This window comes from Catalinimonas alkaloidigena, from assembly GCF_029504655.1.
Classification (GTDB): Bacteria; Bacteroidota; Bacteroidia; order Cytophagales; family Cyclobacteriaceae; genus Catalinimonas; species Catalinimonas alkaloidigena.
On the sequence record NZ_JAQFIL010000001.1, the window covers coordinates 233,934 to 259,835 of the forward strand.

The 25,902-nt window shown below is 43.2% G+C and carries 20 protein-coding genes; 8 read left to right on the top strand and 12 right to left on the bottom strand.

Translation table 11 applies throughout. From position 1 onward, the window contains the following. The first annotated feature begins 452 nt into the window (after nt 1-452). Entirely contained in the window at nt 453-1,526 is a 1,074-nt protein-coding gene (locus OKW21_RS00975; RefSeq protein ID WP_277476479.1) for an alpha/beta hydrolase family protein, read from the top strand. Nucleotides 1,527-1,700: 174 nt separating this feature from the next. On the opposite strand, the gene OKW21_RS00980 is transcribed toward OKW21_RS00975, so the two are convergent. Further along, a complete protein-coding gene (locus OKW21_RS00980) occupies nt 1,701-2,822 on the bottom strand; it encodes an ISAs1 family transposase (RefSeq protein ID WP_277476480.1) in 1,122 nt (373 codons plus the stop codon). A gap of 199 nt (nt 2,823-3,021) precedes the next feature. On the opposite strand from OKW21_RS00980, the gene OKW21_RS00985 reads away from it, so the two are divergent. Both OKW21_RS00985 and OKW21_RS00990 read left to right on the top strand, forming a co-directional pair. Continuing rightward, nucleotides 3,022-3,804 carry a hypothetical protein gene (locus OKW21_RS00985; protein WP_277476481.1) on the top strand — a complete coding sequence of 261 codons (783 nt, stop codon included), beginning with the start codon at nt 3,022-3,024 and terminating at the stop codon, nt 3,802-3,804. Nucleotides 3,805-4,407: 603 nt separating this feature from the next. Beyond that, nucleotides 4,408-4,917 carry a lactoylglutathione lyase family protein gene (locus OKW21_RS00990; protein WP_338130111.1) on the top strand — a complete coding sequence of 170 codons (510 nt, stop codon included), beginning with the start codon at nt 4,408-4,410 and terminating at the stop codon, nt 4,915-4,917. A gap of 153 nt (nt 4,918-5,070) precedes the next feature. Here the strand turns inward: OKW21_RS00990 and OKW21_RS00995 are convergent, their stop codons facing one another. After that, complete coding sequence (locus OKW21_RS00995) at nt 5,071-6,342, bottom strand: vanadium-dependent haloperoxidase (protein WP_277476483.1); 1,272 nt, start codon at nt 6,340-6,342, stop codon at nt 5,071-5,073. Between the two features lie 95 nt (nt 6,343-6,437). Further along, a complete protein-coding gene (locus tag OKW21_RS01000; RefSeq protein WP_277476484.1) occupies nt 6,438-7,307 on the bottom strand; it encodes a helix-turn-helix domain-containing protein in 870 nt (289 codons plus the stop codon). A 224-nt stretch (nt 7,308-7,531) separates the two neighbouring features. On the opposite strand from OKW21_RS01000, the gene OKW21_RS01005 reads away from it, so the two are divergent. The 3 genes from OKW21_RS01005 (at nt 7,532) to OKW21_RS01015 (ending at nt 9,399) form a co-directional block, all read left to right on the top strand. Then, nucleotides 7,532-8,341 carry a PhzF family phenazine biosynthesis protein gene (locus tag OKW21_RS01005; RefSeq protein WP_277476485.1) on the top strand — a complete coding sequence of 270 codons (810 nt, stop codon included), beginning with the start codon at nt 7,532-7,534 and terminating at the stop codon, nt 8,339-8,341. Between the two features lie 123 nt (nt 8,342-8,464). Continuing rightward, nucleotides 8,465-8,785: a Dabb family protein gene (locus tag OKW21_RS01010; RefSeq protein WP_277476487.1), complete on the top strand. Its 321-nt coding sequence runs from the start codon at nt 8,465-8,467 to the stop codon at nt 8,783-8,785. Between the two features lie 110 nt (nt 8,786-8,895). Then, entirely contained in the window at nt 8,896-9,399 is a 504-nt protein-coding gene (locus tag OKW21_RS01015; RefSeq protein WP_277476488.1) for an AAA family ATPase, read from the top strand. 228 nt (nt 9,400-9,627) lie between these two features. On the opposite strand, the gene OKW21_RS01020 is transcribed toward OKW21_RS01015, so the two are convergent. Further along, complete coding sequence (locus OKW21_RS01020; RefSeq protein ID WP_277476489.1) at nt 9,628-9,939, bottom strand: PepSY-like domain-containing protein; 312 nt, start codon at nt 9,937-9,939, stop codon at nt 9,628-9,630. Between the two features lie 475 nt (nt 9,940-10,414). Between OKW21_RS01020 and OKW21_RS01025 the strand changes: the two genes are divergently transcribed. Together OKW21_RS01025 and OKW21_RS01030 are read left to right on the top strand one after the other, a co-directional pair. After that, a complete protein-coding gene (locus OKW21_RS01025) occupies nt 10,415-12,502 on the top strand; it encodes a phospholipase D-like domain-containing protein (protein ID WP_277476490.1) in 2,088 nt (695 codons plus the stop codon). A 2-nt stretch (nt 12,503-12,504) separates the two neighbouring features. Then, nucleotides 12,505-13,578: a hypothetical protein gene (locus tag OKW21_RS01030; RefSeq protein WP_277476491.1), complete on the top strand. Its 1,074-nt coding sequence runs from the start codon at nt 12,505-12,507 to the stop codon at nt 13,576-13,578. A 95-nt stretch (nt 13,579-13,673) separates the two neighbouring features. Here the strand turns inward: OKW21_RS01030 and OKW21_RS01035 are convergent, their stop codons facing one another. The 8 genes from OKW21_RS01035 to OKW21_RS01070 all read right to left on the bottom strand — a co-directional run bounded on the left by OKW21_RS01035 (nt 13,674) and on the right by OKW21_RS01070 (nt 25,859). Beyond that, on the bottom strand, nt 13,674-14,783 hold the full coding sequence (locus OKW21_RS01035) for an outer membrane beta-barrel protein (protein WP_277476492.1): 1,110 nt from the start codon (nt 14,781-14,783) through the stop codon (nt 13,674-13,676). 189 nt (nt 14,784-14,972) lie between these two features. After that, the gene (locus tag OKW21_RS01040) at nt 14,973-15,752 is read right to left on the bottom strand and encodes an NIPSNAP family protein (protein WP_277476494.1); all 780 of its coding nucleotides are present in this window, start codon (nt 15,750-15,752) and stop codon (nt 14,973-14,975) included. 81 nt (nt 15,753-15,833) lie between these two features. Further along, nucleotides 15,834-16,523, bottom strand: coding sequence for a hypothetical protein (locus tag OKW21_RS01045; RefSeq protein WP_277476495.1), 690 nt, complete (start codon nt 16,521-16,523; stop codon nt 15,834-15,836). 11 nt (nt 16,524-16,534) lie between these two features. Further along, nucleotides 16,535-16,912 (bottom strand): GntR family transcriptional regulator, encoded by a 378-nt coding sequence (locus tag OKW21_RS01050; RefSeq protein WP_277476496.1) that lies wholly within the window; start codon nt 16,910-16,912, stop codon nt 16,535-16,537. 10 nt (nt 16,913-16,922) lie between these two features. After that, nucleotides 16,923-17,696, bottom strand: coding sequence for a hypothetical protein (locus OKW21_RS01055; protein WP_277476497.1), 774 nt, complete (start codon nt 17,694-17,696; stop codon nt 16,923-16,925). Beyond that, nucleotides 17,693-18,568 (bottom strand): ABC transporter ATP-binding protein, encoded by an 876-nt coding sequence (locus OKW21_RS01060; RefSeq protein WP_277476498.1) that lies wholly within the window; start codon nt 18,566-18,568, stop codon nt 17,693-17,695. The genes OKW21_RS01055 and OKW21_RS01060 overlap by 4 nt, the downstream gene beginning before the upstream one ends. A 473-nt stretch (nt 18,569-19,041) precedes the next feature. Beyond that, a complete protein-coding gene (locus OKW21_RS01065; protein WP_277476500.1) occupies nt 19,042-21,930 on the bottom strand; it encodes a UPF0182 family membrane protein in 2,889 nt (962 codons plus the stop codon). Nucleotides 21,931-22,487: 557 nt separating this feature from the next. Next, on the bottom strand, nt 22,488-25,859 hold the full coding sequence (locus OKW21_RS01070) for a T9SS type B sorting domain-containing protein (RefSeq protein WP_277476503.1): 3,372 nt from the start codon (nt 25,857-25,859) through the stop codon (nt 22,488-22,490). Nucleotides 25,860-25,902 lie beyond the last annotated feature (43 nt).

Genomic DNA, 25,902 nt, shown 5'->3' on the forward strand with positions numbered 1-25,902 from the left:
GGCATCTACTTGCTAGAGTTTATTGGCTACGGGCCACCGTGGCAACGGCGTCGCAAAGATGTGCTTGCTTACCCACTCTAACCAGCCTCGGTATGCCGTTGCTGTCCGCCATGGAATGGTCGTCAGTACCGGGTTTTGCAGTCCTGCTTCCTTCAGACGGGGTCGCTCAGACCTCCGGTCACCCGAAGCGCCCTTGCAGTTTGCTAATAGGCTTCGCCAACTCGCCTATGAGAGACCGGGCCCCGGCGGCTTTCACTCTCTGGAATAATATGGTATCTTAGATACCAGATGCCCATGCTGGGCACACACAATGCGCATATTGCATATCGAGTTACATCGTAAACCGCAGACTTTTACGTTTTCTTACTACTTTTATCTACAGCGAATAATTAAACGATTTTAAAGGCCGATACGCAACATGCGCGGGACGTTAGTAATCATAAAATGACACAATGAAAAAGCTTAAGTTTTTCCTAAAGTGGATTTTGATTCCCTTGCTTTTTTTTGTTGTTACCAGTGCCATCATCTTATTAAACCCTAGTTTTAATGGAGAAATAGAAAGAATTAGTTTTCATTCCAATATTAATCTGGAAGGGGTTTTAATCAAACCCTCTGGCAACGGACCCTATCCAGCTATTCTATTATTGCATGGATCAGGAAGTACTCATCAGGATTACGATAAAGCCTATTTCAAATATCATGCAAATGCCTTTCTAGAAAAAGGTTTTGCGGTCATGATCTATTCCAAAAGAAGTTCGAAAGATGTGGACTATAAATATTTCATTTATGAAGATCTTTTGGGGGATGCTAATGCCGCGATTTCATTCCTAAGGAAAAGTAAGGATATAGACAGCCAAAATATCGGTGTAATGGGTTTAAGTGAGTCAGGCTGGTTTACACCTCAACTAGTTTATCAAAACCCCGACATTAGATTTCTAATAAATAGGGTGAGCTCTCCTCTAAATGTATTGCAAACGATTTTTCACGAGATTAAAAGTGATGCTTTGGAAGAAGGGTTTACAAATGAGGAAGTTGAGAATGTCATCCTCCCAATGCATGAACGCATTTGCCGATTTTATATTGATATTCATGAGGCTAAAATTTCAGCTAAAGGTTTAGAACGTGATCAAATTAATGTAGAACTCAAAAGGCTTAATGAGCACAAGCATTTTGGAAAATGGTTCAATTTCTCAAAACTGAATGATTATGACTCCTTAGAATATGCATCTCAAGCCAAGAGGCTCAGCTATGACCCTTTTCCATATTTCAAAAAAATTCAAATCCCTATGCTCTATGTGATGGCGGGGAAGGACAAGAACATTCCGACAAAAATAGTTGTGGACACGCTTCGAATATCAAAACAGTTATACGGGAAGGATATTACAATAAAAGTCTACCCTGAAGCAAGTCATTATCTATATAAATATGGGCTCAACGATGGCCCCTTTGAAGGCTGGATGTATTATGATGACTATTTAAATTTAATGGCAAATTGGGCTCAAGAAAAAGTCAACAAAAATGATTGATTCGTTTTGATCTATAACTTTCCTTGAGTTTACAAATAGCATTAAAACAGTTTAGCTCGTTTATTACGCTATGTTGTAGAAGTAAACTATCCATTAAAATATACAATTGAACACCAATAAAGGAGTAGGGAAACGAATGCTAACAAGATATATAAAAAATCAGGTTAAACGCATTTAATTTTTAGTCAAGTTTTTAAGAATGTTTAGCAGATAATTATCATCCCAACCTGCTATCTTTCTTCTGTTCTTCACGCTTTCCTTATCTTGAACTTGATTGAGCAGTTGCAGAGCTAACTTCCGAGCGGTTGTCATATTCTCAGCAGCATTGCCTGTTTTAGTTCTACTCATATCTTCTCGGAATACAACATCAAGTTTCCAATGCAGATGATTTTCAATGCTCCAATGATTTCTAATGAGTTTATTAAACTCTTTAGCAGTAACCTCTAAACTGCTTAAATAGAAGCGGTTTTCATAGGTAATTTTTCCACCCTTTTCCCGGTTTGCTTCCACCATTATGATTGACTTTAAATGTTTCCATTCTGATAAATCATCTAGTAATGCAAGCTGGGTTTCCACATAACAGACTCTCTTCTCAATGCGGCCACTACCAAAATCTATCCACTCATCAAAGCACATATGCTTTTTTCTTTTACTCATCCAGTCTGTAATCTGCTCATACATATGCTTATGATCTTTCTTGATAGCTATCAAATAGTCTCCTCCTTTCTCTATAATTAAATCGCACGGCGAACCGTCTGCATTCTTGAGCTGGCAACCGGCTGCATCACTGCTCACTAAGGAGCCTTCCAAATCCAAAGACTTCAACAATTCAGGAATAGCGGTCTTTTCATTGCTTTTAGCATCTACTTTTTCCTGACCTAATATCAAGTGGTGTTCGGCTACCCAGGCACTTAATATACAAATGCCGCTCTTCTTAAAGCCTGACTTTGCTGTACCGCAAAGCACCTTACCATCCACGTTGATTTGGACAATACTACTTTTGATAAACCCTAATAACTCCTTAGACCAACGATACAGGCAACCTCCAAAAGCTGATTTGTCCATATATTTGAACACGCGATTAAAAGTGTCATGAGAGGGAATACCATTCGGTAGCTCTAAAAATCCTCTCAAGAATACCTCCTTTCGTTTACCATAGGCTTCTATCTCTTCAAAATCATCTGCTCCACTTACTATCGCACATAAGGCTATGACTAAAATATCTACCAGATTATGCTTCTTGCGCCGATTTATCCTAAAATCAGGAACGCTTCCAAAAACCTTTTGCCAATTCATCTGGCAAAGTTAGCTCTCTCCTCTTTTTTTACATACGTTTAAATGCGTTTAACCTGATAAAAAATAGGCGAAATAGTGCTGAAATAAAGCTTTTTGCTTACTATAAGTTTTATCAATTCCCAAAAGTTCAGTCCTTATTAGTCGCCTACTTTTCATATACCCAACCGTTTATTCGCAACACAAATAGCCTGATTACAGTATGAGATACCTAACCATCATTTTTTTATTCTGTTGTATTCAAAGTAATGCACAAATCACAGGAAATCCTTATGTAAAGGATAGCAGTGCTATCAAGCTAGATACTAAAGCGGTCAACACCATGATTGGGAAATGGAAGTTGGTCAGGACTGAAGATCACTTTCAAAATGAGGAGCGAGTCAGTGACCGTGGGATGATTGTTGATTTTGAAGAAGACGGTGCCATGATAAGTTCGTGGTGCGTTGATTGCCACCAGGAAATACTGGGTCAATGGCAGGTGCTTAACGAACAGACCATAAAATTTGACAACAATCGGGCAGAAGCCACTAAATTTTTAGCTGGAGAGTGGGCAGTCTATAAGCTCACTGAGCAGGAAATGATACTGGCCAAGGTGTTAACCAGCAGCGGGAACTGGAAGAAATTTCAATATTACAGCCGAGATATTGGAAATTTGCCTGTTACTGAAGTTGACCCTAATTGTATTAATTGTTTAGGCGACTCATGGTGTTTTGGTGACAGGCCAGAAGAGGCTAAGCGGCAGTATTTATTACTGAATGATTTGTTAAGGTCTGACGAAAATCAACATCAGCATTCAGCTGAAATTCAGGAGCGATATGACTGGCTCCTAAACCATGCGCCTTGTATCAATACTTCTTTGTATATCAATGCTGTGAAGTACTATGAAGGTCTTCTCCAACGTGAGAAGAATGAGCAAGTGGCAAAATCGTACAGGGAAAAGATAAAGCAGATAAAAGAGCAACAGCTGCTGTATTTTACAAATTAAAAGCTGCGAATAACAACAGAATGAAGCAAGTTCCCAGCTATCTTACAGCCATTGATAGTGCAGGCAGCAAATTTTGTGAACGTGTAGCTAAGGTTGGTGAAGGTCGCCTGCTTTATTTAACGGACGTTGGGCCCATACTTTGACATTATTCTTATGACGCCAGAAAAATCTTCTTAAATCAATGTAGTTAAATTTTACAAATCATTGAGAGAATTTATCAACGACAAGAGAACAAGCGGATTGGATACCATAAAAAGATCAATACGGTTTACCCATTTGCTTTTGGATTGCTCTTGATTGGGGCAAGTGTATATTTCTATCAGCTAGGAGATGGAACGAATTTGATTAAAAAATCTAAAGGAGTTGCTTGGAATGAATACCGATATTTGATTAGAATGGTAATTTTTGTAGCTACTGGAATTTCCCTGATCTTACACGGATGGATGGGATGGAAGAAATAAAAACAGATGCTCACAAAATTCACCCGCGATATCTTTTTAAAAAGTAGCCGTACTTCTGTTTCTCCAGGGGCCAAACTTGAAGCATAAAAAAAACGTAAATAAACTCGGCCGGGCTGCTGTATCGGTCGTTGAAAAATATACTATGCAAAATATAAAATACCCGAAATCCTTTTCACACATCGGAATTACCGTTCCTGATATCAATAAAGCAGTAAACTTTTACCAAGATGTAATGGGGTGGTACATTATTATGTCACCTTCTAAAGTAAAAAAAGAAAGGGAAACAGCCATCGGACAGATGTGCATTGATGTGTTTGGAGAAGATTGGGAAGAATTTGAAATTGCTCATATGTCAACTTCTGACGGAATTGGGATAGAATTATTTTCCTTTCCGCAAGGAGATAAGGAGGCGCCGGAGTTTAACCCCTTTAATACCGGACTCTTTCATTTCTGTGTCCAGGATCCTGATATAGAAAACCTGACCAAAAAAATTGTTGAATGTGGAGGAAAGCAAAGAATGCCAATACGAGAGTATTACCCGAATGACAAACCTTACAAAATGGTTTATGTAGAAGACCCATTTGGAATCGTATTTGAAATTTATACGCACAGTTATGAATTGACATACTCTTCGGGAGCTTATCAGGATTAAAAACTGTATAAAACAATGGTTGCAGTTATTCGCGTATTCTTGCCAGTTCTGAATATTTGGCAGGAGTTTCCAGCATTAATTGCTAACCCACAAAACTACTCATAGCTTTAGCGAAAATGCTCGTGCATGAAGTCAAACTTTTGCTCTTAGCGACTATTCACTTACCGGCCTCAGGTAGTTGGCAATAATATGTTGGGCGACTGCTTTTCCCTGCCGTTTACCTTCTTCGGTAGCAAAACGGAAATGATAGCCATTCATGATGCGGGAATCCGCACAGTCGTCGGCTGCCTGCCTGAGGTTGGTATAAGTACGGGTTTTTCCCTCTGGCAACGCTGAAACAGACTCCATCGTAAATGATACCTCCGGACTGCCCAGTACCTCGCTGACTATTTCCGCACCCCCCGCTGCCACCGAGGCGTGGGCTGAGGGATATTCCGGCCAGGGGGGCGTCAGCATTTCAGGCTCCCAGTCGGGATCAGCTTCTGTATTCGGATTACCGTCCGTTTCTGCCTCCTGTATGGCGGTGAGCGGTCGCCAGGTATCGTAATAATATTTGCTTTCCAGAGAAGCCAGGTAGATATCGTAAATGTCCATGTTGATAAGGGCAAACATGCGAGCGGTTTCGTGGATAGCAAGCCCCTCTGCTTTCGCCACTATTCTTCCGATGCGGTTCCAGCCATGCTCAGCGAATTCAGCCCACCAATGGGCATAGTGCGTCTGATCTTCTGACCGTAGGGTGCTATTTTTCATCCCGTAGGCCTTTACCTCATTGTACGATTGGGTATATGCTTCGCTTGTCAAAGCAGGAGGAGGAGGAGATCGGAACTGCGTCACCGTATCTAATGCAAAAGGGCGGGCATAATCAAAATCAGGCTTGAGTACCCATTCATTCCATCCGGGAGTGTATTGATAGTCGCCAGGCTTAGTCATTGGCGTATAGTCTCCCTGCTTCTCATGACCGTCTCCCTCACGAAGCCGGATGTAGGTGTCCGCGATTTTTTTACCCAGACTGATGCTTCGCGCTTTCTCTTCTGATGCCGCAACAGAACTAACCCACTCATCACAGACCAGCTTGATGGTATCTGAGCGTTGAGGATACAGTTCCAGCAGGATGTTCCGGACAGCTTCCGTAGCAGCAGTCAGTGGGTCAGCATCCGGGTGTTTTTCGTGAAAGGCGTAGGTCTCGTAGCGTGACTGTACCACATTGAGCGCATCATGAATAGCCAAATGTACCATCGTCAGGGCGCGTACTCCGATGAATGAGTAAAAGTTATCATGTTCATTAGCAATGGTATACGTAAGCGCATTGAGGTCAATGATAAAGCTATTGTTTTCCTCAACCTTTTTTTGGGAGGCAGATGGCTCTTCCGAGGGGTCGCATGCCAGGAAAAACACCAGTAGTATAGCAAAGTAATTAGCTTGCATTGAAGTATAAGGTTAGTTGATAAATAATTACGCCAAGATACTTTCAATCAAACAACTAGGGTTTGCTGACACAGTCAAAAAATGTACTGTCCGGCTCAGGCGACTTCAACCACGGATTTTCTGAATTGTAACGGAGGATAGTGGTACTTTTTCTTAAAATTCCTGATAAAATGAGAAGTGTTTTCAAAGCCGGCCTCCAGGGTAATCTCACTGACATTAAGCTCAGTGGTTTCCAGTAGAAACTTAGCATAGGCAAGGCGTTTTTTCTTCAGCCATTTGCCCGGACTGCTATGGTAAACCTTTTCAAAATCACGTTTGAAAGAAGCAAGGCTCCTACCGCATAGCCTGGCGTATTCTTCCAGGCTAAGGTTATAGACAAAATTTTCTTCCATAATATTTTGTAGTTGATGCTTCTTATCCATATTAATGCTTTGGAAGTAAGAGGATAAAGCCGGGTTGCTGCTACTGGTCAAAATGTTGATGATCAACTCTTTGAACTTTACCTTCAGCAGGCTCTTGGAGGGAGCTGTGGACTGCGCGAAGTAGTTGAGTACACCTGCAAAGTAGTCAGAAAGCGTGGGGTCAACTTTTAAACGGATCACCGTGTCTGTATCTTCCACAGGATGATTTTGGCAGCCGTTAAGGGCTTCTTCTCGTAAGGTAGTACAGATAAAATCGTCCGGAAGAAAAATCATGAGTGCGCAGAACTCTCCGCTAAGTATTTTGTAGACCCGGTGTGCCCCCTTTTTGATGAATACTGCATCTCCCTGGTGGACTACGTAATCCTGCCTGGGCGTCTTCCACCGTAGCCCTCCTTTGGTAATAAAGGCAAAGTAGTTTTTAGGCGTCCAGTAGTCAAAGGGAGACTCTTCAATCGGGCAGTCGTAAGTGACGAAAGTAAGTTTGTCAACGGTAAACTGCTTAAAGCCGGGGTGGTTGCGGATAAAGTCAAGCGCGTTGAGCATCGCAGTGGTATTTGGGTGGAACTCAATTTACAAAATTGGAGCAATCAAATCCAGCCCGGAGGAACACATATCTCTCCAGCCTGTTAGGGTTAGTTGACCCAAGCAGAGAATGGTAACCTCTTTTACCGGGTGCGGGAACCACGATTTTTATTGTTTTGGGTTTGTCCTCCCACAAATTCCTTTAGCTTTGAAAAGATATATTTAAAGTTGAAACAGATAAGCATATGCATAGTCCCTTTGCGCTGATAGAAGTTTTTGATGATCCTGCTCGTGGATTTAAAGGGAATACCTCCACTGTGGTATGGCTGGAAAAAGAAATAGATGAAGCCAGCATGCAGTCCATCGCGGCGGATTTCAACCAGCCTGCTACTACCTTTTTATGGAAGAGCGAGGAGGACGAGCCATCTGATTTTCGTGTCCGCTGGTTTGCCCCTGACGCTGAGATCGGTCTTTGCGGACATGGCTCACTGGCAGCTATCGTGTACCTGAGCACCCAGCGCTCAGTTGAAGGAACGACAGTGCTTCACTTTCCCGAAGGGCAGTTGGAAGGACAAATGCAGGAAGATGGCAGCGCCTCTATTACCCTGGATGGTATTCCGGTACTTTCGGAGGATGAGATTCCCGAAACCCTGGAGGCTGGATTGGGTATTGCCATCAATGCCTATTATTCTACCCCCAACAAAAACATCGTACTGGTAGAAAGCGAAGCAGCACTGCGAGATATGAAGCCTGATTTTGCCAGGCTGAGAGAACTGGCTGCTTTTGGTTATGCTGTAACCGCTCCGGGTGATGAGGTGGATTTTGTGAGCCGTACTTTGGTCCCTCATGTGCAACAGCTGGAAGATCCTGCTACCGGTTCCTCGCACGCGGTGCTGGCACCCTTCTGGGGTAAGAAGCTGGATAAAAAACGTATGAGAGCCCATCAATTGAGCAAACGGGGAGGTAAATTCACCTGTGAGCTGCTGGAAGATGATAATGTAAGGCTCAGTGGAAAATTTAGTATACTGGCAGAAGGGAAATTGAAGACTGAATGAGCCTTTTTATCTGACTGGTGTTTTGAGGGTAATTTGTCACTAATAAAAATTGTCGTAGAATTGCCATGCCCTCTTGTTTTAAGGGCAGTTCGTACTTTTTAACTTTAATACTATTTATCAAAAATGGAAAAATTATCAACGATGCAGCATCATGTTTTCTTCTGGCTGAAGAACCCTGATTCCAAAGAAGATCTGGACAGTCTGATTAGCGGGCTGAAGTCAATGCAACAGATTGACTCACACCAGATGCTTAAAGTCGGTGTACCGGCGGCCACTCCAAAAAGAGAGGTGGTAGATCATTCATACGCAGTATCTCTACTCGTGACATTCAGCAGTGTAGAAGATCACAATGCTTATCAGGAAGACCCCATCCATAAGAAATTTGTAGAAGATTGCGCGCATCTGTGGGATAAGGTGCAGATCTATGACTCACAGGATGTGTAATCGTAATTCTTAGGCTTCTGTTTTCCACCATTCAATGCGGAAGCCTGGAGAGGGCTGACCAAAGCATCAGGGTTTAATTACATACACTTGGCCAGTACATACTAAAGCATATGAAAAGACTTTTAAATCATGAGCTTACCCATATGTATCAGCAGAGAGAAGGAATACCTGCTGCTTTGGTAGACTCACTACAAAAAGATAGCTTCACATTCCGTCCTTCATTGGTGGTGATGACGGGCGGTTCAGTCTTCCAAAAGAAAGCCGCGGCAGGCATGCTTGCCAGGAGTCTGGGTAAACAGCTTTATAGTGTTGACTTATCTGCTGTTTCTTCAAAATACCTAGGAGAAACAGAGAAGAATCTTGATAAAATTTTTCACAGTACCTCCTCATCAGGCTGGCTTTTGTTTTTTGACGAAGCTGACGCCCTTTTTGGGAAAAGAACAGCGGTGAGAGATTCCCACGATCGCTTTGCCAATCAGGAGACCAGCTATTTGCTGAGTAGAATAGAGCGTCATACAGGAATTGTCATTCTGTCCACTAACGTACACTCTCTGCTCTTCGAGGGAGAGAGCAGGGTTAGGAAATTTATACTAAAGTTTCCTCCTTTTGCATAAGAGAAAAACTATACTGCGGTACATTTTCGGTTTGTGAAGACCCTCCAGGCCGGACACAAACCGAGACCCAGATGCCGTGGGCTTGTGTGGGGCACCCCGTGTCGCCGTGACCCGGTCCCACAGCCCACTTCAGAAATGTACCATAGTATGGAAAAAAAACATATTTACAGCATAAAAAAAGCCTGTCTTGTTGAGACAGGCTAAGCCAATGTTTTAAAAGATAATGGTTTATTCTTCAATTTCATTACCTTCAGCATCATACTTCAGGATAGAAGAGTTTGTGCCATCAGTAATGTTGAGTTCGTAATGAGTGCCGTCTTCGGTGGTAACCTCGTATACCATAGTGACATCCATATCTTTGTGATCAGACTCTTCAAAAGCAGTCTTTACCGCCTGAGGAAGATTATCGTACTCCATTTCGGTACGGGTATCCTGCATAAACGCGACAACAGCATCCTGTTGTACGGGAATAGCATTTGCACCGACTGTAGTGAAAGAAAAAATTGCCAATGCAGCTAAAGCGATGATTGAACGTCTCATAATTAAAAATGTTTGTGTAAAAAAATAGTTTAAGTTTGCGCGCGCACTATACTATAATAGAAGAATCATGCCAGAAGTAATAAACTGAGCTGCAGTGTATTGCGTAGGCATTCGGTAAAAAAAGAAGAGCAAACGCTGGCCGTTAAGGCACCTCAATACGGGGTGTTTTTCTACACAATGATGCGTAGGTATGAGCATAACTTAAGGCGCTTTTTGGGGTTCTTATATTTACCGAGACTGGCTGCTCATCAATTCCGGCCCTGAGCTCGGCAGGCAAGGAATTAAGAGGAGTAGAGGAGATAAAAAAATTGCTTCTAAGGACAAGGATTCATCATACTTATCGTTTTAGTCTCATAAATTGATCCTTAACTTAAACTGCCAGACATAATAATTTTTACAAGAGCCACTTAGAACGACTTTTCAGTCCACCTTTTAACAGGCTGGTCGTTCATAAAACTAAATTAAACTTGAGCCTATGTTTGGGAGCAATGGAACTATCGATCAGCACATCATTTATACCCGGGAGGAGATTTATGCCCGTCTGCACAAAGAAATTACCGCGGCCCAGTCATCCATACTAATTGCAGTAGATCGCTTTTCCCATGATGAACTATTTCGCCTGCTATTCAAAAAAATTGAGGAAGGGGTAAAGATTGAAATCATCATCGCCGATCGTATGCATGGGCAGGAGTATGAGTACGAAGAAATATTTGAATACGAAGACTCTTCTCTTCAGCAACTTGTGCTTAAAGGGGCTTCTGTGCTGACCGTAGATCCGGCTGCGCATGATATGACGCAACAAAAGTTCTGCATAGTAGACAAAAAGCTAGCTTTTTATGGTGCCTACGACTGGAGCCGCGCAGAGCAGAGCAGTCAGCAGGAAAGCATTGTGCTCACCTATCATCAAGCTACGGTAGAGCGTCTGATCGCCTATTTCAATGAAATTAAAAACAAAGCTTTTGAGCTTCAGCCAGCTCAGCCGGAGAAAAAATCTTTGCTCTCCCAGATAAAAGCTTTCTTTGGCATGAAGTCACAGGAAAGACCGCAGCTTAGTAGTCAGCCCAGAGTTGATCAACAGCCAACTTCTTCTACAGCAACAGATACGCGCAGCGAATATGAGCATGTGCTGGACTCAATGATTGCAGCAGAGGTGAGTAATTTTGATCGTGAGCTGCTGCGCAAGCAGGGCTATGAGCGAGCCAGGGCCAACAATGGAGATGCACATGTGCTTAGCAAAGGGCTGGACAGTGTGTATTCGGTCTTTATCAATGAGGTCAATGTGATAGAAGACAAGAAGACGCGCCTGATCAGTAAGATAGAGGAGCAGCGGGTAAAAAGTACTGATAAGCTAAAAGAGCAACTGGCCCTGCAACTCCATACTTTGGATACGCAGTTTGAGAGCCGGAGGGAAAGCCTGCAACACAAGATCAGCAGCCTGGAGTCGCATATCGCCATCAATATGAAAGAGATAGAAGGCATACGCACTTCTAAGATACCGGCGGTGCAGGAAAAGAACCAGCAGATAGTACAGCAGATCAAGGAACAGGAGCGCAATTACGCGAAGCCGGCTTTTAAGTGGTTTGAGTTTATCCCGGTCACTCTCATTAATCTGGGCCTGATACTTTACCTCTTCTTCTTCTATTCTTCCGCCGCCTACATATTACTCTTTAGTGAGTTGGATGCCAAAGAGGCCCGGCTGAGAGGCATTACGGTGAACCCTCCCGAAGTCTTTAATCCCGATGCCATCGGCATGGCGGCAGACAAGGGAGGTTCGGCACTCTTCTTCATTATGCTCTTTGTCTTTGTACCCGTTTCGCTGGCGCTGATCGGCAGGTTTGTGCAAAAGATGAACTGGTGGAAAAACACCCTTATGACCCTGGGCATACTGCTGGTAGATGCTTTTATCGCTTACAAAGTAGCCGAGGCTATCCATAATGTAGACTACCTGACCGGTGAAGTAGATGTACAGTGGAAGTTTATGATGGCCTTTGAAGACCTGAACTTCTACCTGGTGTTTATTCTGGGAGCCTTGGGCTTATTGCTGTTTAAAATTACTTTTGAGAAGCTGATGCAGTTCTTTGAAGAACGCAATCCTGATATGAACTACCGCAAGAATCAGCAGCATATCCGGCATATGCAGGAGGACATTGCCCATAACCAGAGCCTGAGGTTGTCGCATGAAGAGGAGATTGCAAGGCTTGAAAAAGAGATCATTCAGTACAATACCGATATTAATATTTGCCGGGAAGAGGTGGCAGCCATGCCTGCCAAGCAGACGCAGCAGACAGAGCAGAAAAAGAGTGAGATGCACAACAAGACTCAGAGCATTGAAAGGGTAACGGATATCTACAAAAATCATATTGAGAATGACATTCTGCCTATTTCCATAGACTCTGTCAAGGATCGTATCAATGTGTTTCTGGAAGGATGGAACGACTTCCTGCATGATGAGTACGCTGTAAACAAAGCCATGGAAAAGAGTAAGGCCGCTGCCGAGGTAGCGACTCAGTGGCAGGTAGATAAGCTGAGTGGTAACCGATTTGACCAAAGAATAAAAGCCTAGTGATGAATAAAACATTTGTATTAGATCTGGCATATCTGAAGGATACATGTTTACGCCTTGGTTTGTGTCTCCACAAACCAATTGGAATTTGCCTCATACTGGCCATTACCCTGGCCTCCTGCTCCAGCAACAGCAAGAGTTTTAAGGAAGCGGAAAGAGAAGAAGGCGAAAGTATCAATCTGACGCACTATAACATCATCTTTGCGCCGGACTTATCCAACCGGGTCAACACTAAATTGCATCCTCGTCCGCTCAACGATCAGCAGATTGTGCATAGCGTGCTGGAGAATATCTATCCTGCCATTCTCAATCACCAGCGCTCTGACAATCAACTGGACAGATTCACGGTTTCTCTGGTGAATAAAAAGCTGGTCAATGAGTATGACATCAATAAATCACTGTTAAACATAGATTTCAGCCAGTTCAAAAACCAGCGGGAGAGGATAGACTACATCAAGGGTAGGAGTGAAGCGACGCTGGAAGCGGACATACAAAACTTCGCACAGGAGTTTGCCCGCGTCAACGAAATCGCCACAAAAAATACTTTTGGTGCGGACGTATGGTCTTACCTCAATGCGGGAGTAGATAATCTGGTGGTGCAGGAAGAGAAAGACCCAATTATTTTTAATGGTACTACTTACCGCAACCAGTACCGCAATGTGCTTATCCTGCTCACCGATGGCTACATAGAAGCGGGTATTTACGACAATAAAGGCTGCCCTGAAAAGAATCAGTGTTATTATCTGAGCGGAGAGCGGGTAAAACAGTTTCGGCAGGCCTTCAAGCAGTCGGGAGCAAAGGATATGAAATCTTTCTTTGAGGAAAACAACTACGGCATAGTGCCGGTCAGCAACCCTTATCTGGAAGAAGTGGAAGTGCTGGTGCTGGAAATGTACGACCGTTCCCTTTCGCAGGGGGGCAATGCTACCGTACACCCTACCGACACCGAAATCCTCAAGCTCTTCTGGTCCGACTGGCTGGAGAAGTCCAATGTCAAACGTTACGAACTGCGCCCCCTCATGACCACCGAAGCTGAAGTAGAGCAGGTGGTGATGAACTTTATGGGGGTGCGGTAGGGCCGATGCGAGAGGGCATTGATGTTAGGGTTCTTTTGAAAGTCTAATGTTAGCTTATAGGTAAATTTTAAGGAGGTAAGCTTATAGTACTACATTTACCACGCCCAGGCCTTTTCAATCTCCCAGCCCATGGTGATCATCATCTCCCAGCGGTGGGTGGTCATGTCGGCATTGTCAAAGATGGTGATTTCGTTTAACGTTTCCAGATAGCGACCTTCCAGGCGTACATAGGCGTTTTCTAGAGGTCGGTATTCAGTGCTTAGGGTAAGGCCGTAGAGCTCCAGGCCTGCTATGCTATCATCAAAGGTGGTATAGATACCGGAGATAAAACCTTCCGGGTCCTGAAAAATCTCTCCCCGGGCGGTAATGGAATACAACGGACTAAATTGCCATCTTACGGTAGTGAGTGCATTATACATGAAGGCAGTCCCATTCGGGTTCTCCAGTTCGGAATTCGTTTGGGTCCCCAGGTCGCCGCCAATGATCACAAACCAGCTATCGGCGGGTTGCCAGTTGGCATAGAGGTTATGGTAAGTGCGGTATTGCTCAGGCTCTTGCCCGTCTAAAGACTCTCTGCCGAACAGATTGGTATAAGTTAGATTCAGATTGTCAGAAAGCGCATATGATGTAGCAATACCAACTGATTTGGCATCATTGGCATCCAGAAAATAATTATAGCCACTTACTACCCAGAAGGCAAAGTCCAGCCGCTCACTACCTTCATAAGACAGTCGGGCTCCGCTCTGAAAAAAAGGCTCGTTGTAGGTGGCTACCGCGGTAGCACTGGTATAGTTGTTTTTGGGCAGAAAGCTTTCCGTACCGATGTGAGTGGCGAAGAATCCGGCATCTACCCACCACTTGTCAAAAAGCCGTACGCCCATATTGGCTTCCTGCACCGCCCTGAACTCCTCCGACCAGGTGGCCTCGGCAATGTCGCCGTAATGAATGATGACATTACCCCTGACTCTGTCAGCATTGTAGTGTACACCTAGCTGGGCGATATTCAGGCCGAAGCGCTCATCACGGGGAGAAACGGTAGTGACCGGCTGTAAGGAATTAGCCTCACTTTCACCGCTGAAGTTGGCGAAGTAGACATCCGAATGTGCAGAAAGGGTAAGGCTTTGGGTACTGTCGGCGGCTTCCTGTGCGACAAGAAACTGGCTGTTTAGCAAGTATAAAAAAAAGAAAACCCCTACTTTTTTCATATAGGGTTTACTAATTATAAAAGCTAATTGTTCAACAATATTGTACAATAGTTCTGAGTGTTATGGTTCTTGGAGTCGTGGTACGCTGGGTTAAAGTTCGTAGGCTTATAGTGTGTACTTAGAATTAATACACTCTGACACCAAAAACTAAAACATCACTCCGTAGCGACCAAGAACCATAACACTATGTTAAAAATCCGAATATTCAGCCGCGCGGAGGAAGATGATGTCAGACTTGGAAACATTGTTCTGGTATTCGTCCTTCACCTTAAGCTCCAGCCAGTCAGGATCTGCTCTGAAGTCATCCCAGCGCTTATCTCTTTCTGCACGGTTATTATAAGCAGTCATGTACATTAGGTTGGGCATACGACCACCGAATAATGTTTCTGCGTAAAATACCGACTCAAAGCCCAGGTTGTTAAAGATTTCAATTTCATCACCCTCATTAAACATTTTCACTTTGCTGGCATACAGTTTTTCCGTAGCCCCCTCGTAGCTACGCAACTCATACACACGTTCGCTTTTGGGGCTATTTAAATCAGGTACGATAGGAGCGGGCATATCAGAAAAAGCGTGTAGCAAAATGGTTTCAATCCGCTCATAAGGCGCATCGTCGTGAGCGGCATCCAGATAATCACTACCTGCTCGCTGGTACTTTTTGTCCTTTTCCAATGCATCCTCAGTCTGCAGGATTTTCTCAAAAGAGGAGTAAGGCACCAGCACATAGGTCATGGGCGTTTCGCTTTCCGTAGCATGAAATACCCCTATATTTTCAATGCCGGCACGGTGTATGGCCGGAACATAGGCATCTTTCAGATATTCGTCTACCCTTTGCTGCTGGCTTTCATCCGCCAGGTGATAGACTTTAAGCTGGTAAAAATACTTGTTGTTTTGCTGTCCGTAAGTCAGGGAGGTGCTGAGCATCATGCCCAGTAGCAGGCAAATCAGGTGTAGGTTGTACTTTTTCACTGTTATCATTGGTTTTAGTTGATCAAGCAATGATAAGCAGCTTTCTGTAAAATAACATCTTTCACAGCATATTAATCACTCTCATGGTACCAATCTACTCAGCAGATAGCCCGGAAGTTTTACCTGGGCAGTTTGGTCAACGTTTATATTCAAAGAATCAATGGCAGCATACCCAGCAGTAAAAGTGCTGGAATCGCGTACTTCTATCTTTGCCAGCTCCACTTTATTGTTCTCATCCAAAAGGACTAATCCCCCTTGCCTGATGCTGGCCGAAAGCTGTGCGATGGTGTTTTCTTTCAGTAGTATTCCTCTCTGGTATCCTTTCATATGGATGCTCATCTGTGCTTCGTCCCATCCCGATAGCCGGCAGGTGATGCCCTCAGTGAATAAAGCAGATAGGTGAGGAGCGATAATGTTTACTCCTGCGTGATTGTCGTAGAAAGCATAGTTCTGATTGTAGCTTGAGTTTGATTCAGGATATTGTATACTGATGACTAAGGTGTCGTCTTTGACCTCCCACAAGAGATTGGGTCGGGCATCATGGGTAGTTAGAAGTTCGTACGTATCGCCTTGCTGCAATTGTACCAGGTGTGGATAGTTACCGCTCAGTTTCACAGCGGTAAAAGGCTCCAGATTTTCCTGAGCATAGCCATAGAAAGGATTGTCACGGTCTATTTTCTCAAACTCAGACTTGAGCACCATAGAGGAAGCTAATATGCCCATAAAGAGCACTGTGACCAGGATGAAAAGAAGTTTATTACTGGTTTTCATGCAGTAGTAGTTTAGGTAGCAGGATAAGTTTCTTTGACAAAAGCATCGTAGCGTTCCTGTATCTCCTCCATGCTGATGTCCAGAAGATAGAGCGTACGGAAAAACTCGGGTAATTCTGTTTCCAGAAAGCGTTCTTTACGATAAGCTTTGATTCTTTCCGGAGCATGTAGGCTGGCAAAGTACCCTATGCCCCGCTTGTTGTAGATAATTTCTTTCTGCTGTAAAAAATCATAAGAACGCATGGCTGTGTTAGGGTTGACTTCCATCAGCGCTGCCAGATCCCTTACCGAAGGGATACGTTTCTCCGTAGGCCACTTTTCCAGCAGTATCTGCTCGCAGATATAGTCAGCGATTTGCAGGTAAATGGCTTGTGTATCGTTAAATTCCATGGTTCAGTCTTTAAATCTCCTTCTCCTTCAGGCGAACGTAAGTAGTCCCCCAGATCGCTACTACCAAGAAACTCAGGAAAACATATATCTGCTTTTGAGTAGAAAGGGGGAAAGTAACCACATATCGACGATCCATTATGACTTCCCAGAAAATGAATGGAAAGGTAGTCACTCTGCTAGGGTTTCCGGTAAACTGATAGGCCAGGATTAAATTAAATACAAAGGCTATAATGACAGTTCCCGTTAGTATGCCCAGTGTCTTAAGAAGCGCCTGCTTACTAAAGTAGATGGAGCCCAAAAAGCAGCTACTCTGTAGAATGAAATAAAAGAAACCAAAAAAACGAATTACTTCTGTAGGGATAGAGTTGTATTGTCTTCTGTCTTCAGCAATGTCCTGGTTAGCCGCTTCTATGATCCAGTGATGCAGGAAATAGAAGGAGACTGCCATTGACCCAATAAAAAGTAGATTAATCAGCCAGACGACCAGAAACTTTTCCAGCCGGGAGGCAGGCAACATGATGGCCGGAATCCCCTGTGAAGCGTTATTATAAGTGTTAAAAGCGCTACTGCTAAACAAACTGCTGCCGAGCATAACAGCAAAAAGAGCAGTTCCATGTAGAATGAATAAAAGGTCATTATATCCATTGGTGAATAGTATTGGCGACATCAGTACCAACATTACGCCTACACTTAGGCTGATTGCCATAAGAAAACTTCGGCCGTTTTCAGTTAAATGAAGCTTAAGCAATAAGCCGATGCGAGATATATTTAGGGTTTGATTCATAGGGTGGGGGCTTTAGAGAGGCTTGGTGTACTGAATAGCGCACGAATTCGCTCGGGCTGCTGTATGGCAGCATGAAACAGGCGTTCCAGGTCTACTTTAGATTCCGTCAGATTCTCTAACTGCGCAGAATCCTCCATCACTACGGTATAGCCTTGCAAAGAAGGTTCAGCATACAATACCCGATGGTCGTTTTCGACACTGCTGAGCGTAGTAAACCTAAGCCTTTTACTAATATCCTCCAGGCTTTGGTGCAATAGAATTTCGCTATCATCCAGTACGATTACGGCGTCTATCAGATTATCCAGATCTCTTACCTGATGGGTGGAGATGAGCATCAACCTGTCTTCCTCAAAAACAGAGGATACCAGCTTACGAAACTGACTTTTGGAAGGGATATCCAGCCCATTGGTCGGTTCATCCATGATAAGTACTCTGGTATTGCAGGCCAGCGCAAAGGCGATCAGCACTTTTTTCCGCTGGCCAAAAGAAAGGCCGTCAAGTTTGCTTTCATAAGTGATGTCAAATTCTGTGAGGTAATAGCGAAACTGCTGCTCATTAAATTTTGGGTAAAAAGGAGACTGTGTTTTGAGGTACTTTGTGATACTGATCGGCGGGAGATAAATTTCCTCAGGGATGAAGAGGACTTCCTGTAAAAAAGAGGGCTGACGCTTAAGAGGAATATGGCCCAGGACTTCTGTTTTACCGCCATTTGGATAAAGTAAGCCTGTCATAATTCTCAATAAACTGGATTTCCCAGCACCATTCTTTCCTAAAAGTCCATAAATGCGACCTGCCTCCAGTTGTAAGTTTAACCCATCAAAGAGCCGCCGATGTCGCGTATATCCAAATGTGATTTCCTGCAGCTTAATCATATCATAGTGTATTAGTGAAGTAGTACACTATAAATGTATGTAAAAAACCATTGGAAGCAAATAGATCACAAAAATTATTTAACTAGTCTCCTTGAAAAAAATGAAGACAAAGATGGAAAAGTCAGGTTTTTTTCCTGCTTTTTGGTAATTAGAAACAAATAGAACTACACGCTTACGGCCTGAAGGCATTCGGAAGTATCAAAACTAAAAAGGTCTGTACATCCCATTTTTACAAAGGATTGCTTACTAGCTGGATGATTTGGGAAATCGGAAAGATGGAAAGGGCTTAGGCGGTCAACAGCCAGATAGGTGAATGTGCAATGACCACAAAAGGATTCCAAGAGATAATTTTACATACGAAGAAGCTAATATCCGTAAATAAAAAAGTTATAAGTGGAAGTCGGTAACTTCGCGAATTAAATTAAAGTCAGGAGTTTTTTGGTCAAAACTCCCGACATTGGATTTCAGCAATTTCAATTTATTTCCTCTTCATCTGCCAGTTGCTGTAGTAGCTGTTGCAGGCGGTTCAACTGATCGGCTGCCGCATCAAAGTCTTTGTCCCCGGTAGATTCAAGGTACTGTTCAAAAGCTTCATTGGCTTGTTGAATTAACGTTTGGTCAGTAGAAGCTTGCTCGCTTTGCGCCTGTTGAGCCTGAGCCTGCTCAATCTGACTTTCGGGCAGCATTCCACTTACAGTAGATTCTATATCGGCGCTGGCAACTGTTCCACCAAAAATTCCCTGCAATGCATCTTCAAAATTTTCTGCATAGCTCAGATCATCATTGTGCATGACCACTACAAGTCTGAGTTCGGGATAGGCCGCGGTTTCAGATTGCAGGTAAATGGGTTCTACGTATATAATGGTTTCATCTACAGGAATAGCCAGCACATTACCCCGGATCACATTAGAACCTCTCTGATCCCACAGGCTGAGTTGGGAAGAAAGAAAACTGTTCTGATCTATTTTGGTCTCTACCTGTTGTGGACCCAGGATTCTTTTCTCTTTAGGAAACTGGTAGGCGATAAAGCGTCCGTAGTTTTCAGGGTCGCAAAGCCCTGCTATCCACCCGATGAGCACTTGTCGGTTCTTAGGGGTAAAAGGTTGTATAAGCGTAAATTCAAGCTCATCCGAGTCAGGGAGCTGCCACATGATATAGTAAGGCTGTACCGGTTGCACCTGATCGTAATATTTTTCCGTGGCTCTGATCCAGAGGTCTTCCTGATTGTAAAACACTTCCGGGTCGGTCATATGGTATTTGGCGTACACCAGTCCCTGGGTGAGTAACATTTTTTCTGGATAACGTACATGCTCCTGTAGTTTTTCCGGCATAGCTTCTCTGGGCTGAAATACATCGGGAAAGATGCGCTGCCAGACCTGAATGATAGGGTCTTCTTCGTCAAATACATAAAAGTCAACCTCACCGGAGTAGGCATCTACTACAGCTTTTACAGAATTACGGATATAATTGACACCCCGTAGCTGGTTGTCCAATCGAGTGATCAGCATTCTACGGTTATCTCCTTCCTGATATTCAATATTTTCCTGTGCAGTGAAAGGTTCGCTATAGGGGTAGTCATTGGAAGTCGTGTAGGCATCAATGATCCACTTCAGCTGACCATCTACCAGGGTGATGTAGGGGTCGTTTTCAAACTGCAGGAAAGGCGCCAGTATTTTGACCCGCTCTGATACCTTTCGGTTAAACATGATACGACTTTCGCTGGTGGGATAGGTTGAAAACAGCAGGCGAGAGCCATCAAACATATAGCCGTAAATGAACTTTCTGAAAAAGTTACTGATCTGTACACCTCCTGTTCCTTCGTAGCGAACATATACATTCTGCTCTCCCTGAGGGTAGTCAAATTCACTTTCTTCCGAGTTTACGATCACGTGGGAGTCGGTAAGTTCGCCATAATAAATCTCAGGCCTTTCTATCTCCAGGCTCTCATAGGCACTTTCGGGGGGTATGTTTTTGATCAGTAAATTGGGCAGGCCCTGGGGCGTAAACTCATTGACATTGGTAAGGGTGATGCCGTAGCCGTGCGTATACTTGAAGCGTTCATTCACAAAAGTCTGGCTTTGGGCGGGCAGGTTGTTGGGTTCCATTTCACGGGCAGATACCATTACCTGACGGTATTTACCATCTATCATATAGCGGTCGATATCCACATCGGCAAATTCATAGTATAATCGTATCTCCTGAAACTGCCGGTATACATCATCCAGTGCCCGCCAGTCCCACAGCCTCACATTGTTAAAAATCTCACGATTGTTATCTACCATTTCCGGGGTGAAACGGTCGGCGGCAGGAAACTCACGTTCTTCTACATCATGTAGTTTAAAGCCCCGGCGGGTAAATTCAATATTGTTAACAATATAAGGTTTCTCAAACGTAATTTCATTAGGCTCTACCCTCAGCCACTGAAACAGGCCAGGAATAGCTGAGAGGCCAATGAACCAGATAAGAAATACAGCGGGAAACATTAGCAGACCTACGATGGGATAGGCTTTGAGCGGCATAAACTGCTTACGCATAATCCAATGTCGGAACCGGTCACGGGTGGCAGGAATGAGTAGTATTAAGCCTGCAACAAACGTAATGACAATGATCACAATATAAGCAGGCAGGCGAATATGGTCGTCTGTCCAGCCGGGGCCATGTACAGCACCCATATTAGAATACATGAGTTGAAAACGGTCCAGGTACTTCCCAAAAGCCATCAGTATCAGTACAATACCGCTGTTGGAGAATACTGAAAGTATCAATTTGTTATCAATATCGCTTGGGTGGTCCGGGCTCACAAACTCAAAGGTGGTTTGTCCACTGCGGTTCACAAAAATAGAAAGTATGGATACGATCAGTGCGATGACTACCAGGGCTGATAATAGAGAATATGAAGAGCTAAGGAAAGGAAGTTTGAAAAGGTAGAATCCGGTATCTTTCCCCAATATAGGATCACTTACACCTGTATCGACAGCATACCAGAATTTGAGAAATACCTCCCAGCTTGCGTAACCCCATACGCCACCGATAAAAGCGCCTATGGCTACGCCCAGCCATTTGATATAGCGGTTTTGGTAAGTGACCAGCCAGCACAGCAGCCATACGAGGCCGCCACAAATTAGCATGCTGATGAGTCCCATGCCCCACTGGGTGAGGGTAGCAATCCAGAAACGCTCCCCGAAACCTACTGCCTGAAACCACAGCAGCTCCCCCCAGAATGTCATCAGACTGGATAAGGAAGCAGTAAAAAGACCGAGGATTACGCCCATCCATACTTTGCCTTTTTGCTCTTTACGTACGCCCTGGTAGACAAAGAAAAATGATAATCCGGCAAGTATGATAAAGATTGCTGTATACATAGGTTATATTTATGTTTTGACTGTAATGTATAAAGTTCTGGGAAAAAAATTTGTTTACGCCTGTATGAAATGTGTAAGCAAACCAACCCACTGCTAATAGTTAATTTACTCATTTGATGAAAGTATGGAAAGGAAAGAAGTAGCTAGTCAGTAAAATGGCTTATTCTGATAGGGTAGGCAATTATATTACTTAGCTCAGATGGTAAATGAATAAAAATATCTTCCTGGTGTATTTATGCTTGCACGGCAAATCCCAGCCAGGCAAAAGGCGAACAAAAATAAGTTCTGGCTGCTTTGAGCTTATGGGCTGGAGTTTGGGTCTTGATTATGATGGGTTATCTAAATAATTCAAGTTGCTACCTATGAAAAGTAGGGTTATCATATGGCCGAGTATCATATTTTTGAGGTTACCACACTTCAAAACAGCGATACCTATGCTTAACAAAAATACTGTTGTAAAGCCTTTTAACGATCATGGCTCTCAGATCGATCAAATATGTTAAGTTATAAATAACAACTTAGATCAATTAATATTCATGGATTTAAGCCTCTCTAAGTCAGTTTTTTCTTCTGACAATCGATAGCATTCCTTTCTTGTGCGTTGGGGATTGATCACAAATATTTTGATAGCTTAGGTTCCATACATATACACCCGCAGCGCAACTTTCACCCCAACGGGCATTAGGATCTTGCGTTTGGAATACCAGCTTTCCCAGCCTGTTGAAAATAGAAAGCTCGTATTTGATGGTGTTATTCAACGGAATGCCAAAGGTATCATTGACTCCATCGCCATTAGGCGTAATTACATTGCCCATTTCTTCTATGACGGTGGGCTCGTGTATTTTAACGTACTTCTTTTCAGACTTCCAGTCACACAGCCCGTAGCGGATATTAAGTTCATAATATCCAGTCAATTCTATTAGTAGTTTGTTTTCATTTCCTATGGCAATAGGTATTTCACCTTCTTCACTGTAGTAGTTCCAGGTATATGTAAAGCCCTCCTGAAGCGGTGCTTCCAGCCAGAGTTCCTGTGCGCAGGCTTCTATCTCAGTGGCTTCCGGAGTCACAGCCAGCCCGTCTATTTCTTTTCTGATAAAGTATTGTTTGTCGGAAGCCCAGCTACACTGGACATAATAGATAGTGACTTCATAATAGCCAGTTTTGTCAGCCAGTACTTTATAGGCACTGCCTATAGTAGTTGCCTGGTCATCTTCTTCAGGATAGCATTTCCAGCTATAGCTATATTGTTCTCCCTGAGGTGCTTTGAACCACTGATCCTGATAACAGCTTTCTGTGTTGGCAGCTTCAGTTGTAATATTAAAGTCCTCAATTTCTTTCAGTATAGTAAAAGTTTCAGACGTCCACTCGCAGGAGTTAAAGTTGCTTAACAATTGATAGCTACCTGGTCTACTTATATGGTATTCTGCTCTGTCTATTTCCTGAAATTGTAGAAAGTCACCATAGCTGTTTTGCCAGTATAGGCGATAAGTATAGTTCTGATTAAAGTTGTCAATACTCAGTATGGGGGAGGGATCGCAGGCATATTGCTGAGCGGGAAGCTGTAAAACAGGAGCTTGAGGCCTACTTATTTCTATACTATCGGAATTTGGCCATGAGCATTGACTGTGTATACGTATCCAGTATTTTCCGGGCTGGTTAACCTGAATCTGAGAGGTGTCACTTTCTAATGCCTTAGGTTTGCTTGAGTCTTCCGCTAAATAAAACCATTGATAGTTAAGTGAGTCCATAGGGGCAATGGAAAGCGGGATATACTCTTCATTGCAAAGCCATAATTCTTTATCATGCTGAAACTCAATGTGGGGTTGAGGTAAAACTTTGACTGTTCTCAATTCCCTATAACTACAATCATGTGTTTGGTAAAGTAATTTGTATTCTCCTGCTCCTGCTTTTATCGGACTAAAAGTGCCTGATTGAGAATCAATAATACCTGCACCCTTCCATACCCCACCAGTTACATTTACTTCCAGGTATACCAGCGTATCCGTAGCACAATAAGTCTCAACGATAGAATTCTCGTTGATCGCCATCAATGCGGTAATGGGCGTATGATATACTGCGCCTCCCCAACTCCCATTTTCATGACTGTCAAGGGGAGCGCCTACAATTAAAGTATCATTTTCCATCAATAGGGATTGTCCATATAAATCCCCGAGAGTATTCATATCACCCTGTATCTTTGCCAACTCTATGAACTGGTTGAAACTGGAATCCAGTACCTGGAAGATATATACTGAGCCAGGCACTTCAGTGAAATTTGCTTTATCATAAACATAATTAACTACCGGAGCGCCAATGGCTAATTTATCTCCCATGAGAGCCATGGAAGTCCCAAAGCGTTCCTGTTCAAGTGGCTCCTTAGGCCGGATGACTTGGTGCTCGTAAGTTGTTTGCCAGCTTGAGTCAGTTTTCTGAAAAACATATACGATTCCCTTATTGTATTCATATCTTTCTCCAAAGCCACTGGCACCTATGAGTGCTAGATTGTGCTTCAAAATTACCGAATGTCCAAATCGGTGACCATTTGGAGGGGCATTAGGGATAAGTTTAGCGGTAGTTTCCCATAGGCCATTCTCGTTTTTCTCAATGATAAACCCTTCTCTATCAACGGCAAGTATAGTTTGCTTATGTATGTCTAATGATACTGCGAATTGTTTATCCAGAGGGTTCGAGTTGTGTAAAAGGTAAAACTGTTGATACTCCCACTTATGGTGGCTTTTCTCAAATATAAAAAGCGCGTTTTTAATAGCCATTTTAGGAAGATGTACCTGACCGGTGGTTACTAATAATGAGCCTTCAATTTTGATATTATCTCCAAAATTAGTTATTGTGAGTGAGTCAGGAAGACTAATTTTTTTTAATGATGACCAACTTTGCCAATCGCTTTCTTTTTTATAAAGCCTGATGGAGTTTTTATCTGTAGCATACAAGGTGTCATTTTGAAATTGAAAAGAATTTCCCAGACTTAAGGAACCTGAGTCCGCAAGAATTTCGTGTTCTTTTTGCCAGCCCATAGCATCTTTTCTATACACTTGCACCGATCCCGAGGAGAAGTAGCTTCGTTTATCCCGAGGCGCCCCTACGAATAAACGATCTTTCACTTTGAGTAAGGAGTGTCCAAAATAATCCTGGGAAGTAGAAAAATAAGTAGTAGTAACTTCACTTTTTTGGCTAAACATCCATTGATCTAATGGTTTAGGAATTACCCAAACAGCTCCTCCATTATGGATGCCCGTAGGATCATTTTCGTAGCCTATGGCTAAATTGCCGTTACTGTCCACATCCACCTTACTGGGTGAATAGCGAAAATACTTTTCGGTATACAGAAGCTGGGGAGCTTCTTGTGTAAGCACAGTGTTCTCAGGTGTCAAGCGAAAAGAATATGCTTTGATTTGGTCCTCAGTTTTGGCAATAAATAGTAATGTGGAATCATGAGCAATTAAATTATTGGCTAGAGGATAGGGAGATGTATTAGAGAGGTAAAAAGTAGTATCAGAAATAGTATCCTGCCAAATTGCTCGAGGTTTAAATTGAAAGATTTTAAGAGAATAGGGAACTTTGGACTGAACAAAAATATTCCCTTTCATGATTTTCACTCTGTAACCAAAATAAGGGTTCTGTTCTGTCAGTGAAGAAGAAGTCAGCGTTGCCTGGTGTTGCAAGTTAGTCCAGTTACTGCTGCTCATATCTTTATAAACAAAAACACGACCACGACCACTGTCAGAACCAGGAGCCCCAATTACTAGCAAGTCTTCGCTAACATCTAAACTTCGGCCAAAATCTCTAGCCCTGTAGGAAGGGTCATGTGGCGGATCCAGAGCTATATAGCTTATATTTCCAGTTTTCCAGTCAGAATCTGTAGAGTATAAGTACACTACGCCATTACGTGTATACAGATCAGTGATAAGCAATTCTTGTTGATTAGGGATTTCTTTGATAATGTGTCCAAATGAA

Coding starts and splice junctions, on each gene's coding strand:
- OKW21_RS00995 (WP_277476483.1), bottom strand. CDS start 6,342: ATGCAAGCTAATTACTTTGCTATACTACTGGTGTTTTTCCTGGCATGC.
- OKW21_RS01025 (WP_277476490.1), top strand. CDS start 10,415: ATGTTTGGGAGCAATGGAACTATCGATCAGCACATCATTTATACCCGG.
- OKW21_RS01000 (WP_277476484.1), bottom strand. CDS start 7,307: ATGCTCAACGCGCTTGACTTTATCCGCAACCACCCCGGCTTTAAGCAG.
- OKW21_RS01015 (WP_277476488.1), top strand. CDS start 8,896: ATGAAAAGACTTTTAAATCATGAGCTTACCCATATGTATCAGCAGAGA.
- OKW21_RS01020 (WP_277476489.1), bottom strand. CDS start 9,939: ATGAGACGTTCAATCATCGCTTTAGCTGCATTGGCAATTTTTTCTTTC.
- OKW21_RS01060 (WP_277476498.1), bottom strand. CDS start 18,568: ATGATTAAGCTGCAGGAAATCACATTTGGATATACGCGACATCGGCGG.
- OKW21_RS01055 (WP_277476497.1), bottom strand. CDS start 17,696: ATGAATCAAACCCTAAATATATCTCGCATCGGCTTATTGCTTAAGCTT.
- OKW21_RS00990 (WP_338130111.1), top strand. CDS start 4,408: ATGCAAAATATAAAATACCCGAAATCCTTTTCACACATCGGAATTACC.
- OKW21_RS01045 (WP_277476495.1), bottom strand. CDS start 16,523: ATGAAAACCAGTAATAAACTTCTTTTCATCCTGGTCACAGTGCTCTTT.
- OKW21_RS01005 (WP_277476485.1), top strand. CDS start 7,532: ATGCATAGTCCCTTTGCGCTGATAGAAGTTTTTGATGATCCTGCTCGT.
- OKW21_RS01035 (WP_277476492.1), bottom strand. CDS start 14,783: ATGAAAAAAGTAGGGGTTTTCTTTTTTTTATACTTGCTAAACAGCCAG.
- OKW21_RS00980 (WP_277476480.1), bottom strand. CDS start 2,822: ATGAATTGGCAAAAGGTTTTTGGAAGCGTTCCTGATTTTAGGATAAAT.
- OKW21_RS01050 (WP_277476496.1), bottom strand. CDS start 16,912: ATGGAATTTAACGATACACAAGCCATTTACCTGCAAATCGCTGACTAT.
- OKW21_RS01010 (WP_277476487.1), top strand. CDS start 8,465: ATGGAAAAATTATCAACGATGCAGCATCATGTTTTCTTCTGGCTGAAG.
- OKW21_RS00975 (WP_277476479.1), top strand. CDS start 453: ATGAAAAAGCTTAAGTTTTTCCTAAAGTGGATTTTGATTCCCTTGCTT.
- OKW21_RS01030 (WP_277476491.1), top strand. CDS start 12,505: ATGAATAAAACATTTGTATTAGATCTGGCATATCTGAAGGATACATGT.
- OKW21_RS00985 (WP_277476481.1), top strand. CDS start 3,022: ATGAGATACCTAACCATCATTTTTTTATTCTGTTGTATTCAAAGTAAT.
- OKW21_RS01065 (WP_277476500.1), bottom strand. CDS start 21,930: ATGTATACAGCAATCTTTATCATACTTGCCGGATTATCATTTTTCTTT.